This is a genomic window from Micromonospora sp. GCM10011542, from assembly GCF_042650685.1.
In the GTDB taxonomy this organism is placed as follows: Bacteria; Actinomycetota; Actinomycetes; order Mycobacteriales; family Micromonosporaceae; genus Micromonospora.
Genome location: NZ_JBHSBO010000058.1, coordinates 20,161 through 35,428 on the forward strand (window position 1 = coordinate 20,161; position 15,268 = coordinate 35,428).

General features: G+C 72.1%; 16 protein-coding genes, 1 tRNA gene and 1 pseudogene. 8 read left to right on the forward strand and 10 right to left on the reverse strand.

Annotated elements, in window-relative coordinates:
• The first annotated feature begins 75 nt into the window (after positions 1–75).
• The 3 genes from ACFOW4_RS20790 (at position 76) to ACFOW4_RS20800 (ending at position 1,287) form a co-directional block, all read left to right on the forward strand.
• Positions 76–396 (forward strand): GYD domain-containing protein, encoded by a 321-nt coding sequence (locus ACFOW4_RS20790; protein WP_377530209.1) that lies wholly within the window; start codon positions 76–78, stop codon positions 394–396.
• Between the two features lie 82 nt (positions 397–478).
• Positions 479–847, forward strand: coding sequence for a VOC family protein (locus tag ACFOW4_RS20795; RefSeq protein WP_377530211.1), 369 nt, complete (start codon positions 479–481; stop codon positions 845–847).
• Between the two features lie 5 nt (positions 848–852).
• Positions 853–1,287 carry a VOC family protein gene (locus ACFOW4_RS20800; protein ID WP_377530213.1) on the forward strand — a complete coding sequence of 145 codons (435 nt, stop codon included), beginning with the start codon at positions 853–855 and terminating at the stop codon, positions 1,285–1,287.
• 12 nt (positions 1,288–1,299) lie between these two features.
• On the opposite strand, the gene ACFOW4_RS20805 is transcribed toward ACFOW4_RS20800, so the two are convergent.
• The 5 genes and pseudogenes from ACFOW4_RS20805 to ACFOW4_RS20825 form a co-directional block, all read right to left on the reverse strand.
• A complete protein-coding gene (locus ACFOW4_RS20805) occupies positions 1,300–2,550 on the reverse strand; it encodes a hypothetical protein (protein WP_377530215.1) in 1,251 nt (416 codons plus the stop codon).
• Between the two features lie 136 nt (positions 2,551–2,686).
• On the reverse strand, positions 2,687–3,505 hold the full coding sequence (locus tag ACFOW4_RS20810; RefSeq protein WP_377531658.1) for an alpha/beta fold hydrolase: 819 nt from the start codon (positions 3,503–3,505) through the stop codon (positions 2,687–2,689).
• A gap of 66 nt (positions 3,506–3,571) precedes the next feature.
• A pseudogene (locus tag ACFOW4_RS20815) lies at positions 3,572–3,783 on the reverse strand (epoxide hydrolase N-terminal domain-containing protein); the annotation flags it as partial.
• Between the two features lie 182 nt (positions 3,784–3,965).
• Positions 3,966–4,700 carry an alpha/beta fold hydrolase gene (locus tag ACFOW4_RS20820; protein WP_377530218.1) on the reverse strand — a complete coding sequence of 245 codons (735 nt, stop codon included), beginning with the start codon at positions 4,698–4,700 and terminating at the stop codon, positions 3,966–3,968.
• Positions 4,701–4,839: 139 nt separating this feature from the next.
• Positions 4,840–5,097 (reverse strand): DUF6221 family protein, encoded by a 258-nt coding sequence (locus ACFOW4_RS20825; protein WP_377530221.1) that lies wholly within the window; start codon positions 5,095–5,097, stop codon positions 4,840–4,842.
• Positions 5,098–5,299: 202 nt separating this feature from the next.
• Between ACFOW4_RS20825 and ACFOW4_RS20830 the strand changes: the two genes are divergently transcribed.
• Both ACFOW4_RS20830 and ACFOW4_RS20835 read left to right on the forward strand, forming a co-directional pair.
• On the forward strand, positions 5,300–5,743 hold the full coding sequence (locus ACFOW4_RS20830; protein ID WP_377530222.1) for a DUF4259 domain-containing protein: 444 nt from the start codon (positions 5,300–5,302) through the stop codon (positions 5,741–5,743).
• A gap of 408 nt (positions 5,744–6,151) precedes the next feature.
• Entirely contained in the window at positions 6,152–6,583 is a 432-nt protein-coding gene (locus tag ACFOW4_RS20835) for a hypothetical protein (protein WP_377530224.1), read from the forward strand.
• Between the two features lie 286 nt (positions 6,584–6,869).
• Here ACFOW4_RS20835 and ACFOW4_RS20840 read toward each other — a convergent pair.
• The 3 genes from ACFOW4_RS20840 to ACFOW4_RS20850 form a co-directional block, all read right to left on the reverse strand.
• Positions 6,870–6,956 (reverse strand) — tRNA-Thr (locus ACFOW4_RS20840).
• A complete protein-coding gene (locus ACFOW4_RS20845) occupies positions 6,920–7,465 on the reverse strand; it encodes a hypothetical protein (RefSeq protein ID WP_377530226.1) in 546 nt (181 codons plus the stop codon). The genes ACFOW4_RS20840 and ACFOW4_RS20845 overlap by 37 nt, the downstream gene beginning before the upstream one ends.
• Positions 7,466–7,520: 55 nt before the next feature.
• Positions 7,521–8,669, reverse strand: coding sequence for a hypothetical protein (locus ACFOW4_RS20850; protein ID WP_377530227.1), 1,149 nt, complete (start codon positions 8,667–8,669; stop codon positions 7,521–7,523).
• Positions 8,670–8,909: 240 nt separating this feature from the next.
• On the opposite strand from ACFOW4_RS20850, the gene ACFOW4_RS20855 reads away from it, so the two are divergent.
• The 3 genes from ACFOW4_RS20855 to ACFOW4_RS20865 all read left to right on the forward strand — a co-directional run bounded on the left by ACFOW4_RS20855 (position 8,910) and on the right by ACFOW4_RS20865 (position 13,562).
• Complete coding sequence (locus ACFOW4_RS20855; RefSeq protein ID WP_377530229.1) at positions 8,910–10,460, forward strand: gluconokinase; 1,551 nt, start codon at positions 8,910–8,912, stop codon at positions 10,458–10,460.
• A 54-nt stretch (positions 10,461–10,514) separates the two neighbouring features.
• Positions 10,515–12,095, forward strand: coding sequence for an SLC13 family permease (locus tag ACFOW4_RS20860; protein WP_377530230.1), 1,581 nt, complete (start codon positions 10,515–10,517; stop codon positions 12,093–12,095).
• A gap of 195 nt (positions 12,096–12,290) precedes the next feature.
• A complete protein-coding gene (locus ACFOW4_RS20865) occupies positions 12,291–13,562 on the forward strand; it encodes a serine hydrolase (RefSeq protein WP_377531659.1) in 1,272 nt (423 codons plus the stop codon).
• A gap of 6 nt (positions 13,563–13,568) precedes the next feature.
• Here the strand turns inward: ACFOW4_RS20865 and ACFOW4_RS20870 are convergent, their stop codons facing one another.
• Both ACFOW4_RS20870 and ACFOW4_RS20875 read right to left on the reverse strand, forming a co-directional pair.
• Positions 13,569–14,360, reverse strand: a complete 792-nt coding sequence (locus tag ACFOW4_RS20870; protein ID WP_377530233.1) for a hypothetical protein — start codon at positions 14,358–14,360, stop codon at positions 13,569–13,571.
• 108 nt (positions 14,361–14,468) lie between these two features.
• Positions 14,469–15,227, reverse strand: coding sequence for a MerR family transcriptional regulator (locus ACFOW4_RS20875; protein WP_377530235.1), 759 nt, complete (start codon positions 15,225–15,227; stop codon positions 14,469–14,471).
• Positions 15,228–15,268: the final 41 nt, after the last annotated feature.

Here is a 15,268-nt window from a genome sequence, read left to right on the forward strand (position 1 = left end):
CCGGCCGGCGAGCGGGTAGGCGCGGCTGAGGTGACGACCGGGCGGGTGCCGACACGTCTGAGAGGAGACATCCGCATGGCGAAGTTCCTGTTGAGGTCGACCTACACCATCGACGGGGTCAGAGGGCTGGTCAACGACGGTGGCACCAAACGCGCCGACGTCGTCCGCAAGACGATCGAGGCCGCCGGCGGGCAGATGGAATCGCTGTACTTCGGCTTCGGTGATCACGACACCTACGTGTTGTGCGACCTGCCGGACAACAGCGCGGCGGCCGGACTGGCGATCTCCATCCGGGCGGCGGGCGGTGTGGACACGAAGATCACGCCCCTACTGACCGCGCAGGAGGTCGACGGGGCGACCCACCAGCGAGCCGAGTACGCGCCTCCAGGCAGGTAATCACGGATGCCCTCCGCACGTCACACCCGGCCGCTAGCGTGACGTCAGCCCGAGGGCCCGGTGACGCTTGGAGGAGCCCGCGATGATCGACCATCTCTCGGTCCAGGTCCGCGACCTGGCGGCCAGTTCCGCCTTCTACGACGCCGTGCTCGCCCCGCTCGGCGGCCGCCGGATGCTGGAGTTCCCGAACGTCGTCGGCTACGGCCGGGAGCGCCCCGATTTCTGGCTGGGCCCCGCCACGACCGAGGGCGCACCCCGCGAACTGCACCTGGCGTTCACCGCCGACGACCGGGCCGCCGTCGAGGCGTTCCACCAGGCCGCCCTGAAATTCGGCGCGGAGGTGCTGCACGCGCCCCGTGTCTGGCCGGAGTACCACCCGGCCTACTTCGGCGCGTTCGTCCGCGACCCCGACGGCAACAACGTCGAGGCCGTCTGCCACAACCCCGAGTGACCGCGATGGAACAGCGGATCAGCCTCGTCACCCTCGGGGTCACGGACGTGGCGCGGTCCCGGGCGTTCTACGAGCGGCTGGGCTGGCGTGGCCAGGAGGTCGAGGAGACGGTCTTCTTCCAGGCCGGTGGGCTGGCGCTGGTGCTGTGGGGGCGGGACAAGTTGGCCGCCGACGTGGGGGTGGACGATTCAGGCGCCGGCGGCTTCGGCGGGATGACGCTGGCGCAGAACGTCCAGTCTCGGGTCGAGGTCGATGAACTGCTCGCGGCGGCGGAGGCTGCCGGGGCCGAGGTGACCCGCCCGGCTCGGGAGACGTTCTACGGCGGCTACGCCGGCTGCTTCGCCGACCCCGACGGTCACGTCTGGGAGATCGCCTGGAATCCCGGCTTCCCGCTCGCCCCGGACGGCACCCTCACCGTCCCCGACTTCGGCACCGCCTGAGCAGACAAGCGGTCAGGAATCGGTCGGCGGGCAGAGCAGTCCGTCCAGCAGTGGTAGCTGGAGCGGGCCCAGACAGACGGTGAGCAGGGTGGCCTTCGGCGAGGGCGACGCCGTGGTCGGGGCGGGTGCGGCGGGCCGGGTGGGGCTGGTCGTCGGGGGCGGGCTGCTGGTCGGCGCCGGGCCGGGGGTCGAGGCCGCACCGGCGGGCGGGGCCGGAGCGGTGGATTGCGCCGCAGCGGCGGGCGGGGCCGGGCGGGACGACGGAACCGCTGCGGGACCCACCGGCCGGACCGTGGTTCCTGGTTTCGCCGTACTCGATGGCCCGTACGGGACGCGACCCGCACTTCGGACCGGCGCCGCACCGCGTTTCGTCGCGGCCGCGTCCCGCTCCGGTGCCACCGGCTCGGCGGGGGTGGTCGGGACCATGGCGGGGATGACCTGCACCGCCTCGCTGCCGTTGGTGCGCGCCTCCGCCCGGTACCCGGATCCGATCTCGTCCGGCCCGATGCCGCCGGTGGTCAGCGTCGCGAACACCACCGTCGCGACGGCGGTGACGGCGACGGCCCGGCGATCGGGACGTAGCGCGGTCATCGGTGCGTGGTCCGGCTCGGCCAGTGGCGGCGGCGTCGGCCGCGCGCCCTGGTGCGCCTCCAGCAGGGCGTCGAGCCGCGCGACGACGGCGGGGCGTTTCCCGGCCGCGACGGCGATGGCGAGGGTGAGGTAGAAGCGGGCGTTCACCGCGACCTCAGCCGGCACCAGCAGCCCGGCGAGCCGGGCTCGGTCGGTGGTGTGCAGCAGGGTGAGTGGGACGTCGGGGTGGTGCGCGGGGCCCAGCAGGTCGGCGTATCTCCACTCCCGCCGGCGGTCGCGTCCGGCGAAGGCCACCCGGTGGCTGGTCACGATGGCCATGCCGGTGTCGACGCTCCGCAGGCCCGGCGGCAGGGCGCTGCCGGGCGTGTCGGCGCAGGTGAGAGGGCCTGGCGGGGGTAGTCCGGGCAGGTGCCGGGCTTCGGCCTCGACCAGCTCGGCGGCCGGCAGGACGCGGAAGACGAGTTCGCCGTCGTCGAGGTCCACGGGCAGGCCGGTACGCGGCTCCGTGCACCCGAGGAACCCGGCGGCCTCGATCCGCAGCCGGGTCAGGTGGTCCTGGCGGCGCAGCCAGGCCTCGGTCTCGGTGCGGTGTGCGCGCCGCCGACGTTCGTTCTCGCGCTCGGCCCAGGTGATCCGCCAGTGCGAGGAGGTCGAGGTGGAGCGTGAGGTCACGGTCACACGCGGTACAACCGCTCATATGCGAGACAGGCAACGCGGACGGGATCGATGCTTCCCTTTGTTCCTGAAAGGAGAAAATTGCAGGACAGCGGCGGGGCCGAGCCGGAGACCGGCCCGGCTCCGCCACCTGTCAGTACGAACGCAGGGAGGTGAAGAACCGCCTCAGCTCACCGGCGAGCAGGTCCGGCTCCTCCAGCGGCATAAAGTGCCCACCCCGACCCGGCTCGCTCCAGTGCCGAATGTCGGTGCAGGCGCGTTCGGCGATCTCCCGGGGGAAGTTCGCCTGCGAGGGCTCGGTGCTCACCGTGAACGCGGCGGGCACGGTGATGGCGGGTCGCGGAGTGTTGTGGGCGAAGTCGTAGTACTGCCGGAACGACGAGCCGATCGAGCCGCTGACCCAGTAGAGCGTGATGATGGTGAGCAGCGTGTCCCGGTCGAAGCTGTTCGCGAGATCCCCGTGGTTGTCGCTCCAGTCCCGGTACTTGTCGACGAGCCACGCGGCGAGACCGGCCGGGGAGTCGGCCAGTGCCGCGGCGATGGTGTCCGGCCGGGTGCCCATGATCGCGCTGTAGCCGCCGTCGGTCTCGTCGTACGCCCCCTCGGCGTCCAGGTACGCCTGCTCGGCCGGGGACAGTGGACGGTCGTCGAAGCTGGCCGGGAACGGCGGGTGGATCATGTGGATGCCGGCCACCCGCCCCGGATAGAGCGCGCCTAGCCAGCCGGTGACCACCCCGCCGACGTCGCCGCCGAAGGCGCCGTAGCGCTCATAGCCGAGCACGTCGGTCATCAGTTCGTGCAGCGTGCGGGCCAGCACCGCCCGGGTCAGCGGCTCCTTCGGCAGCTCGGACCAGCCGAAGCCGGGCAGCGAGGGCACCACCACGTCGAACGCGTCGGCGGGGTCACCCCCGTACCGGGCGGGGTCGGTCAGCCGGTCGACCAGCGGCAGCATCTCAACGAAGCTGCTGGGCCAGCCGTGGCTGAGGATCAGCGGCAGCGGCGCGGGTGCGCCGGCCGGACGGACCGCGTGGACGTGCAGGAAGTGCAGCCGCCGGCCGTTGACCTGGGCCTGGAGTGCGGCACGGCGTTGAGTTCCGCCTCCCGTGCCCGCCAGTCGAAGCCGTCGCGCCAGTAGGCGATCAGGTCGCGCAGGTAATCGGGGTCGGTGCCGGCCTGCCACGGCTGGTCGCCGCTGCGGTCGGTGAATCGGGTACGGGCCGTCGGGCCCACAGGTCGTCGAGGACCGCATCGGACACGTCGATGCGGAAGGGGGAAAAAGACATCGGTCCTCCGGTAAAGGAGGGCGCTCCCCGACGCGTGGGTCAGCTGAAGGGGAAGGCCGAGTGGAGCGCCCAGACGTGACAGTAGTTGTTCACCGGGCTCACCTCCCCTCGTGGCTGACGAAGATCACCCTACCCGTCCACCGGCTCGGTGAGAAAATCGATGATGAGGCGGTTGCACAGGTCGGGCTTGTCAGCGAGCAGGCCGTGACCGGTGCCCGGCACCACGGCGAGCTGCGCGTGCGGCAGCCCTCCGCGCAGCGCCAGGGTGTGCTCGACGCGTACCTCGTCGTCGTCGGCGACCATCACCAGCGCGGGGCCGGGGTAGCCGGCCAGGTCGGCGACGGTCAGCGTGGGCTCCTCGCGGTGCATGCGGTCCAGCTTGTCCTTGACGATCGGGAACCGCTGCGGCCCGTCGGGTGACACCTCGCCGTGGTACTGCGTGAAGAACTCGACGGTCTCCTCGTCCAGGTCGATGGCACCGTCGATCCAGCCGTCGTGGTGGAACACGCCGGCGGCGAGCACCAGGCGGCGGACCAGGTCGGGGCGGCGCAGCGCCACCAGCAGCGCGACCGGGGTGCCGTCGCTGTGCCCGACCAGGTACGCCGGCCCGCCGACCACCTGCTCGAGGAAGGCGATGGTGTCCCGGGCCATCACCTCGTAGCTGATCGGCCCGTCCACGTCGGGGGTGCGGCCGTGCCCGCGTCGGTCCGGCCGGTAGACGGTGAAGTGTGCCGCCAGCCCCGGCACGTTCTGCCCGAAGGCACGGGAGTCGGCGAGACCCGGGTGCAGCAGCACGAGCGGATCACCCGCGCCGTCGCGCTCGTAGTACGTGTCGACCCCGCCGAGCTGGACGTAGCCGGACATCGCGGCTCCCTTCCGAGCGTAGGTGCCGCCGAGCGTGATGACTCTGAGGCATCGATACACCCTAGAGGTACCAGGCCCGTCCGACACCGAGCCGCACCACGGGCCCGACAGACCTACGCAGCGCGAAATCCGACGTCAGCTAGGGACGCCACTCCTTGCGATAGTCGGGGTGCTCGTAATACGACTGCGCGAGCGCTCGGAGCGCGTACGCGAGGCCGGCCAGGCGCTCGTCGGCAGGGTCCATCGCCTCGTATTCCCGCGCCAGCATGTCCATGAGGTCGAGCATCGGCAGATGGCTGTCGAGGAGGGCTTCGCCCCCGAAGCGGTGGGACACCTCGGCATAGGCGTGGCAGTCCGCCTCGTAACGAGCATGAAGGAATCTCAGGAGATCGTCCATCCGGCGATTCTCGCCCACCGCGGCCGGAAAGCCGCTCGCTCGCTGCCTCCCCTGTCCGCACGCATCTCGATGAACCTGGCGTAGAGGCGGTGTACGGCTCGCACGAAGGCGCGGTGCCGCAGCTCGCGGAGCGCTCTCGCACCTTGCGTCGGCCCCCGCTTGGCCTCATGATCCGCTCACCGGAAAAGTGGAGGAGGAGCACATGGGCACCTGGGACGACGGCCCGTTCGACAACGACAGCGCCGCCGACTGGTGCGGTGACCTCCACGATGCCGATCCGTCTGCGCGGGCGGCAATGGTTCGTGCTGCCCTGACAACGGCGGCACTCAACACCGGCTACCTGGACCTTGACGATGCCGCCCCGGCCATTGCCGCGGCAGCGATCGTGGCGTCCCAGATGCCGGGCGGCGACCCGATAACCTCGCCCTACGCGCCGGACTTCCTGCTTGCTGGTGAATCCGTTGACCTCGCCGACCTGCCACAGTTGGCAGTCGAGGCACTTGACCGGGTCCTCGGCGACGACTCGGAGTGGCGGAGCCTATGGGGCGAGGCGGGAGTGAGCGAGTTCCCGCAGATCGACAAGCTCCGCGCAGTGCTGTCCGGTCCGCCCGAACTGCCCGGTCAGACTCTCTACGGAACCGCCTGACGGAGTCGAACCGTCGACCCACACATTACGAGATGCCGTTCCCACCGACCTGGGCACATGGCGATCTAGCAGCGGAAACACCTCTCGACATCTCACACCACCCCCCCCGCTGTCGGTCGGCCTCGTGCGGACTAGATGCGGACTGCGGGGTCAGGCGGCCCGGAGCGTCAGTTTGGAAGGGCGAAGATCATCGCTTGGGAAGGCCTGCAACGCCTGCTCGTTGCATCGGAGTGAGTTACAGCTCGTGCCTGCTCGGGGTACTGGCTACTGGCACGTAGTTGGCACGCCACCATCCGACATTTCTGCGGGGAGTTGGCAGATGCGTCCCGCCGGCCGTTCGGCCTACTCCTGCGGTAGATAGCCAGCGCCTCTGGCGTGGTGGGCATCGACCGTTGTAGGTTGCGCGCCGTGGGATACCTGGTAATGCCTTCAGGCCGTCTGAACCTACCGAAGTCGGACGAGGTCGCTGCGGTCGTCGCTGCCCAAGCCGCCATGGCTGGGCGAGATGGTTGGTACAAGCCGGATGCGTTTCCGTCGAATGACACGCTGGCCGACGTGGCGGGGGAGGCCGGGGCCTCGGTCATCCGCGACGGGGACTGGATCGAATTCGGCTACGACGACGAGGGTGATCCCAAGTGGTCGGGACAGGCGACAGCCTTCTACGTCGCGATCGCGCCGTTCGTTCGCTCGGGAACCGTCCAGATCGAGGGCGAGGACGGTGCCCGCTGGTCATACACCTACGCCGACGGGCAGATCACCCAACAGGGTTGGAACGGTTGGGACGGATCCATCGAGCCGTTCGGCGAGTACGTAAGCTCTCCTCCCCTGGACCACCCATAAGCGCGGCTCCCTCACCGGCTGCCAGGGCTTCGGAGAGCGGATCTCCTCGTCGGGCAGTCGCCAGACCGTCCAGGCTCCCCGAACGGGGACAAGGTGGAGCGCCTCACCGGCCGAACGACCTTGTCCCCGTCTGGGGAGCCTGGTAGCCCTTGTGGTGCGCGGCGATGGGATCCGCGGCGGTCGCGGCGCGGGGTGCGGACTATTTGCGGACTGGCACGGCTGGCGGCGCTCTTGTCGACCTTCGGAAACGGCGAAGCCCAGGCTGTTGACCTGGGCTTCTGTCCCGAGCCGCCTGACGGGATCGAACCGTCAACCCACGCATCACGAGTGCGTCGGTCAGCCGGCGCGACGCGGGTGCGTCACCGGTCCGGGCAGCGGGCCCCGCGCCGGAAACCTGGATGGGGTACGCGGCGGGTACGCCTCGACGTGCCCGGCCCACTGCTCGGCCGCGAGCGCCAGCGCGTCGGCGGAAACGGTGAGGGTCAGCGGGTAGACGGCGGTGGCGGGGCGGCGCATCCACGGCGGCAGGGACTCGGCGGAGAACTCCACGGTCAGTTCCAGCCGGCGGCGGCGGATCATGCGGGTACGCAGCGCCAGGTTGGGTTCGGTGAAGCGGACCACCGCCGGCGGCGCTGCCGGGCCGAGCGCGGCTTCCGCCTGCCCGCGCAGCCACCCGCCCAGGGCGCGGGCCTCCTCGACCAGCAGGCTCGGGTAGTGGTGCGACCACATCTGGCCGTCGGCGGTGCGGGCGTCCACCTCGATGAGCAGCCAGTCGCGCCAGCCGGGCACGGCCCGCTCCGGATCGTCGGGCGGCTCGATGCCGGGCTGGTAGCCCACCGGGCGGATCCTCACCCGGGCACCGTCGTCGGAGCGGATCTCCACCCGGCAAGTTTGGCCGACAGAAGTCGACGGGCGGGTCGAAATGGGCATTAACCGGTCAGCGCCAGACGGTGCGGCGTACCCCCTGGTGCCCGTTACAGGCGTTCGACCGGCCGCCGGTGAGGCTGACCGCGCCGTCGCGGCACTGCACCAGGTAGCCCCGGCCGGCCCAGAACTGCGGTGCGCAGTCGAACCAGTCGCACACCTCGGCGGCCGGCCGGCGGATCCGGGTGCCGCCGCAGTAGTCGTACCCGAGCGGGTTGGCCGGCGCACCGCAGAGCCGGTCGCGGCTCGGGGTGGGCGACGGGGTGCGGCGCGGCGATCTGGTCGGTGCGGACGAGACACGGGGAGCGACGGCGGGCGCCTTCGGGTGCAGCAGCGCGGGCACGATGCTGGGGGTGGGCGCTGGCGTGGCCGCGATGGCCACTTCCGCGCCGGGGTCGGACGGGTTCGACTCGATCAACGCCGCCGGCACCAGCAGCGCGACGGCGGCGGCCACCGCGACGGTCCGCCGGCCGCCGGGCACCCGGGCGGAGAACCGGGCCTGTGCCGGGGTCGCCACCGCCGGCCGGAACGGCTTGAGCTGCGCGTGCTCGGCGATCAGCTCGTCGAGTTGGGCGAGCACCGCGGCGCGCTGCTCGATCGCGTCGGCGAAGGCCAGGGTGAGCTTGAACCGGAAGTCCGCCGCGGCGTCGGTGGGCAGCATCAGCCCGGAGGTACGCCGCCGGTCCAGCACCTGGATCAGGGTGACCGGCGCCGCCGGGTCGTGGGCCAGGCCGGTCATCCGGCCGTACGCCCAGTCGCGCCGGCCCCGCCCGCCGAGCAGCACCAGTCGTCGGCTGGTGATCACCGCCATTCCGGCGTCGGTGACCCGTACGCCATCGGGGCGGCGCGGGCGCAGCGGCCCGGCCTGCGGATTGACGCTGAGGTCCGGTGCCGGCAGCACCGTGGTGTGCCGGACCTCGACCAGTTGCGCGGCCGGCAGTGCCCAGAGCACCACCTCGCCGGCGGCCAGTTCCAGGGGCAGGCCGACGCCGGCCGCCGTGGAGCCTTCGAAGTCGGCGGCCAGGGCGTGCAGCCGCCGCAGTTCGTCGTCGCGCCGCCGCCAGGCGGCCTCGGCGCCGCGGAACGTACGGACGCGTCGCTCGTTCTGCCGGTGCGCCCACCGGTACCGCCATGTGGAACCCGTCGAATCAGTCATTGCCACGCCGACTCCTTGCCGCGCAGGCCACCAACCGGGGTGTCACCCGGCTTAACAGCGGTGGCGCGCAGCCGGGACACGCCGGAACGGACGAACTATCCGATCGGCGGAGCAACTTGCACGATAGGTCGATACTGGTGAGTCGATTCACCTTTCTGCGTGCCGTGCGGGGCGGTCGATGTCTCGGTAACGTCAGCCGCAGCCGGGGTGGCGGCGCCCGCCACACCGCCGGAGGGGGTGAGGGTCGTGCCGCAGGACGCCCGACCCGAGGTGGTGATCGGGGTCGACATCGGCACCACCAGCACCAAGGCCGTCGCGTACGACACGCAGGGGCGCCACCTCGCCGCGCACTCCGTCGGCTACCCGCTCGACGAACCGGAGCCCGGGTACGCCGAACAGGACCCCCAGCTGATCCTCGACGCGGTGCTGGAGTCGGTCCGCACCGTGGTGGCCGAGCTGGCCGAGCCGGTGGCCGGGCTGTCGTTCAGCACGGCGATGCACAGCCTGATCGGGCTCGACGCCGACGGCAACCCGCTCACCCCGTCGGTGACCTGGGCCGACTCGCGGTCGGCGCGGCAGGCCGAGCGGCTGCGGTCGGTCCCGTCCGGGCTGGCCCTGCACCGGCGTACCGGCACGCCGGTGCACCCGATGGCGCCGCTGCCCAAGCTGCTCTGGTTCGCCGAGCAGGAGCCGAAGCTCTTCGAGAGCGTCGCGCACTGGGTGGGCATCAAGGACTGGGTGCTGCTGCGGCTCTGCGAGGCGCTGGTCACCGACCACTCGGTCGCCTCGGCCACCGGCCTGATGGACATCTTCAAACTGGAGTGGGACACCGAGGCGCTGGCCATCGCCGGCATCACCGAGGAACAGCTCCCCCAACTGGTCGGCACCACCGCCGTGCTGCCCGGCCTCACCCCGCAGGCCGCGGCGGCGACCGGCCTGCCGCCGCGTACGCCGGTGGTGGTCGGCGCCGGCGACGGGCCGCTGGCCAACCTCGGCCTCGGCGCGGTGCACCCCGGCATGGTGGCCTGCTCGATCGGCACCAGCGGCGCCATGCGGGTGATGGTGGAGCGGCCCAGCGTGGACCCGCTGGGCGGGGTGTTCTGCTACGCGCTGACCGAGGACCGCTGGGTGGTCGGTGGCGCGATCAACAACGGCGGCATCGTCTTGCAGTGGGCCGGCGACGCGCTCGCCCCGGATCTGGGCGAGCACTCCGAGGCGGAGCTGGTCAGGTTGGCGGCCCGGGCGCCGGTCGGCTCCGGCGGGCTGATCATGCTGCCGTACCTGCTGAGCGAGCGGGCGCCGCACTGGAGCGCACTGCCCCGGGGCGCGTACGTGGGGTTGACCAGCGGGCACCGCCGCGAGCACCTGGTGCGGGCCGCGCTGGAGGGGGTCTGCCAGCAGCTCGCGCTGGTGCTCAGCTCGGTGCGCTCGGCCGGCAACGAGGTCCGCGAGATCCGGGCCAGTGGCGGGTTCGCCCGCAGCGGCCTGTGGCGGCAGATGCTCGCCGACGTGCTGGGGGTGCCGGTGAGTTTCCCAGCCGGGCACGAGGGGTCCAGTTTCGGCGCGGCGCTGCTCGGCATGCAGGCGCTGGGGCTGATCGGCTCCATCGACCTGGCCGCCGACCTGGTGCACATCGAGGAGACCGTCCGCCCCGATCCGGCCGCCGCCGCCACGTACGCGACCCTGCTGCCGCTCTTCGCCGAACTGTACGACGCGCTGGTGCCCACCTTCACCTCGTTGCGCCGGCTGGCGCCGGGCCTCCCGCCGGAGCCGATCCCCACACCACCACCGATGTGATCCCTTCGGCCGGCCCGGCCAGGGCCGACCCCCACCCCCGAAGGTCGTGACGCCGTGAACCTCTCCCCCGAACCGCTGGCCTCACTCGCCGCACCGGCCGAACCGGTCACCAACGCCGGCGACGCGCAGCTCATCATCGCCGCCCTGCTCGGCATCGCCGCCGTGGTGCTGCTGATCGCCTGGGCCAAGGTGCACCCGTTCCTGTCGCTGATCCTCGGCGCGGCGGTGCTCGGCGTGGCCGCCAGCGTCGCACCGGACAAGATGATCACCTCGTTCACCGGCGGGGTCGGCTCGACGGTCGGCGGCGTCGGGCTGCTGATCGCGCTCGGCGCGATGATCGGCGGCCTGCTCGCCGAATCCGGCGGCGCGGACGGCATCGTCAACCGGATCGTCGGCCGGGTCTCCGGCGGCGCACTGCCCTGGGCGATGGCCGGGGTGGCGGCGCTGATCGGGCTGCCGCTCTTCTTCGAGGTCGGCGTGGTGCTGCTGGTACCGATCGTGCTGCTCGTCTCGATGCGTACCAACGTGCCGCTGATGAAGCTCGGCATTCCGGCGCTGGCCGGCCTGTCGGTGCTGCACGGGCTGGTCCCGCCGCACCCCGGCCCGCTGGTGGCGATCTCCTCGCTCGGCGCCGACCTGGGCCTGACGCTCGGGCTGGGCCTGCTGGTGGCGATCCCGACCGTGATCGTCGCCGGGCCGGTCTTCGGCACCATCATCGCCCGGTACGTGCCGGCCACCGCCCCGGCGTCGCTGCTGCCCACCCGCCGCGGCGACCGCCCATCAGTTCCCGCGCAGCGGGTGACCCGCGGCGACGAGGACACTGCGGCGGGCACGACGCGGGGGACCGGCGGCGCGACGCCCCGCCGGGACGTCGACGGTGACCTGCTCACCGAGGACGACCTGGTCAACCCAGGCGCGGGGCGACCCGGCGCGCCGGTGGACGACAGCGGCACCGAGACCGCCCGGCGGGCCCCGGCGTTCTGGCCGGCGGTGATCACGGTGCTGCTGCCGGTGGTGCTGATGCTGCTGCGGGCGATCGGCGAGCTGACCCTGGACGAGGGCACGGCCGGGCGCAGGACCCTGGACATCGTGGGTACGCCGATCGTGGCACTGCTCGCCGGCGTGATCCTGGCCATGTTCACCCTCGGCTACCAGGCCGGGTTCAGCCGATCCCAGGTCTCCTCGGTGCTCGGGGGGTCACTGCCGCCGATCGCCGGCATCCTGCTGATCGTGGCCGCCGGCGGCGGGTTCAAGCAGGTGCTCGTCGACGCCGGGGTGGGCAACCTGGTCGCCGACGCGGCCAAGGACGCCAGCCTCTCGCCGCTGCTGCTGGGCTGGCTGGTCGCGGTCGGCATCCGGGTGGCCACCGGCTCGGCGACGGTCGCCACCATCACCGCCGCCGGCATCGTCGCGCCGCTGGCGGCGACCCTGGACCGGCCCGGAGTGGCCCTGCTGGCGCTGGCCATCGGCTGCGGGTCGCTGTTCTTCTCGCACGTCAACGACGCCGGTTTCTGGCTGGTGAAGGAGTACTTCGGGCTGACCGTCGGGCAGACCATCAAGAGCTGGTCGGTGATGGAGACGATCATCTCGGTGGTCGGCTTCCTCGGCGTACTCCTGCTCAGCCTGCTGCTGTAGGCGGCGTCGTCGAGATCTTGGACGGAAACGGCCCCGCTGGGGGCGGAAATCCTCCAAGATCTCGACGCACCGCCCGGACGGGTGACGGCCGGCCTGAACGCCGCGGTCGTCCCACCCGCTTCTTATGGTGCGAAGGTGAGGAAGAGGGGCAAATGGGGCTCGCCTTCGTGGACGACGCAGCTGGCCTTGAAGCGCGTGGCGGTGGCCGTGGCACTGGCGGTGGTCGCGACCACCGGGCCGAGCACGGTGCACAGCGGGCGGGCGGACTCGACCGACGGGCCGGAACTCGCCGGTCCCGACTCGACCGGCGGGCCCGGGGTCGACCCGCGGCCCGAGCGGGCGCCGACCAGTGCGGTGTCCTGGCTGGCGTTTCCCGGCGGGGTGTTCGCGGTGGACCCGCTGGGGCGCACCGTGCGCTACCGGGCCTGCGACGGCGACACCGGCCGGGTCGCGGACCCGGCCATGCGGGTCGCCGCCGGGGTGGCCCGTGGTGAGGTGAGCACCGGCGGTGTCGGGTACCGCTACGAGATCCCGCTCATCGGCCGGAGCCGGGGCGTGGTGGAGGTGGTCCGGCGGCACCGGCCGCCCGCGGAACTGACCGGCGTGGTGGTCACCGACCCGCAGCCCCCGACCGACCCGGTCGCCGGGCGGCGGCTGTTCCCGCTCAGCGGGGAGCTGGCCCGGGTGGTCGCCGACTCCACCGCCAACCCGGCCGGGGTCACCGTCCGCGACCTGTCCGGGCGGTACGGCCACCAGCAGATCGCGGTCAACGGCGCGTTCCGCCCGAAGGCGGCCAGCGTCATCAAACTGTGGATCCTGGTGGAACTGCTGCGTCGGGTCGACTGCGGGCAGGTCGCCCTCGACGACGGCGTACTGGTCACCCCCGCCGACGTGGTCGACGGGACCGGCGAGCTGCAACACGAGACGTTTCCGCAGGTGGTGAGTATCCACCGGCTGGCCCGATACATGATCAAGTACAGCGACAACACCGCCGCGAACGTCCTCATCGACCACCTCGGCGGGTTCGCGCCGGTCAACGCGCTCATCGACTCGATGAACCAGCGGCAGACAATCCTGGCCCGCAAGATGCTCGACGCCGAGGCCGCCCTGCGCGGCGAGGAGAACCACACCAGCCCGGACGACGTGGTCTCACTGCTCGGCGCGGTCTGGGACGCCCAGATCCTCGCCCCCGCCTCCCGGGACCTGATGATCGGCTTCCTGCGGGAGCAGACGCTGAACACCAAGATCCCGGCCGCGCTGCCGCCGGGCGTGCCGGTGGCGCACAAGACCGGCGACCTGCCCGACGCCTCACACGACGTCGGCTACTACCTGATCCCCGGCTCGGAGACGGCGGTCGCGTTCCTCACCGCCGGCCCGATCGCCACCGGCGACGAGACGGTCCGCCGGATGGCCCGCACCGTCTACGACTACCTCATCACCCCGCCCGACGGCGCGTACGAGGAGTGACGCGGGTCAGGCGCCGGGAATGTTCGCCGGCGGGTCCTCCCCCACCAGGTCCGCCGCCGGCGGTTCCGCGGGCACCGGCAACCCGAAGTCCGAGTACGTCAGGTCCAGCCGCGCCGTCTGCGACTGCTCACTGGCCAACTCGATCCGGTAGCGGACCAGCCGCCCCTGCTCGTCGACGGCGGCGGTGAACGGCACCGCAGCGGCCCGGTCGCCGAGCACCCGGCCGACCCCGCTGCCCAGCACCGCACCGCTGCCCCGAAGGTCCAGCGTGCCGGCGTACTCCCGGGTGCCCGTCTGCCGTACCCCCTTCGGCGCGGCCAGCGTGCTGGCCAGCCGGGTGTTGTCCAGGCCCTGCTGGCCGGCCGGGTCGCCCGGGGCGCCGACGTGCCACCAGGTCCGCCCGTCCCAGACCGGCACCCGGCGGTCCGGGGCGCTGACCCGCACGTAGACGTCCGGCCCGGTGGTCAGCCGCTCGATCTTCACCGCACCGGTGGGCACCTTGAGTGAGGTGGTCTCCAGGCCACGGCGCGCCTTCGGGTCCCAGACCACCACGGTGCTGTCACCGCCGGCCGCCCCGCCCGTGCCCAACGTCAGCCGGTACGTCTGCTGGTCGACCTTCGCGGCGGCGGCGGTCAGCACGCCGACCGGGTCGGTGGCGGCCGGGGCGGGGGTGGCCGACCCGGCGGCCGTCGGGGCGCCCGCACGCGGCGCGTCGTCGGCGGCGACCAGGGCCCACGCCCCGGCGGCGACCGCCACGGCGAGGACGGCACCGGCGACGGCCAGCTTCGGCTTCTTCACGTCAACTCCCCGTGCGGCGCGTCGGAGAGGGTCGGTGACCCATCGACGCCTGCCGCGGTGCGGTCCGGCCACAATAGCCGGACCGCACCAGCTACCGCTCCCAGCCGATCACGCGCGGGTGATCGCGTTGGCGTGGATCGCCTCGTGCAGGTACGCCGCCAGGCCCGGAGCGATGTTCTCGTAGTGCGCGGTGAACCGCTCGTCGGCGATGTACATGTCGGCCAACCCGGTGTGCACCTCGTACGGGCACTCGTAGAACCAGCGGCTGATGATCTGCCGGTGCTCCTCGGCCAGGTCCATCGCCTCCGGGCTGTCCGCTGGCGCGCCCGAGGCCAGCAGCGCGACGATCCGCCGACCCCAGTCCTCGTTCTCCGCCTTGATCCGCAGCCAGTCGTCCTTGCCGTAACGGGAGGCCCGCCGGTTCGACTCCCGGTACGCCTCGCTGTCGCCCCAGCGCTGCTCGGCCTCCGCCTCGTACTCCTCCGGGTTGAAGTCGCCGAAGACCTCGAACCGCTCCTCCGGGGTGAGTTTGATGTTCAACTTGCTCGCCTCCATCGCGAACTCGATCGCCGTGACCATCTCCTGCAACCGCTTGATCCGTACCGTCAGCAGTTCGTGCTGCCGGCGCAGGTGCGCGGCCGGATCGGCCGCCGGGTCGCCGATGATGGCGGCGATCTCCTCCAACGGGAAACCCAGCTCCCGGTAGTACAGGACGAGCTGCAACCGCTCCAGGTCCGCGTCGTCGTAGCGGCGGTACCCGGCCGGGGTGCGCCCGCTCGGCGAGAGCAGCCCGATCTCGTCGTAGTGGTGCAGCGTCCGTACCGTCACGCCGGCGACCTTCGCCACCTGACCCACCGTGTACGCCATGGTTCCCCTCCTTCCGGAAACCAGGCTCCCGCCTGCCGCTA

Coding starts and splice junctions, on each gene's coding strand:
- ACFOW4_RS20790 (WP_377530209.1), top strand. CDS start 76: ATGGCGAAGTTCCTGTTGAGGTCGACCTACACCATCGACGGGGTCAGA.
- ACFOW4_RS20795 (WP_377530211.1), top strand. CDS start 479: ATGATCGACCATCTCTCGGTCCAGGTCCGCGACCTGGCGGCCAGTTCC.
- ACFOW4_RS20800 (WP_377530213.1), top strand. CDS start 853: ATGGAACAGCGGATCAGCCTCGTCACCCTCGGGGTCACGGACGTGGCG.
- ACFOW4_RS20810 (WP_377531658.1), bottom strand. CDS start 3,505: ATGCTGCCGCTGGTCGACCGGCTGACCGACCCCGCCCGGTACGGGGGT.
- ACFOW4_RS20820 (WP_377530218.1), bottom strand. CDS start 4,700: ATGTCCGGCTACGTCCAGCTCGGCGGGGTCGACACGTACTACGAGCGC.
- ACFOW4_RS20825 (WP_377530221.1), bottom strand. CDS start 5,097: ATGGACGATCTCCTGAGATTCCTTCATGCTCGTTACGAGGCGGACTGC.
- ACFOW4_RS20830 (WP_377530222.1), top strand. CDS start 5,300: ATGGGCACCTGGGACGACGGCCCGTTCGACAACGACAGCGCCGCCGAC.
- ACFOW4_RS20875 (WP_377530235.1), bottom strand. CDS start 15,227: ATGGCGTACACGGTGGGTCAGGTGGCGAAGGTCGCCGGCGTGACGGTA.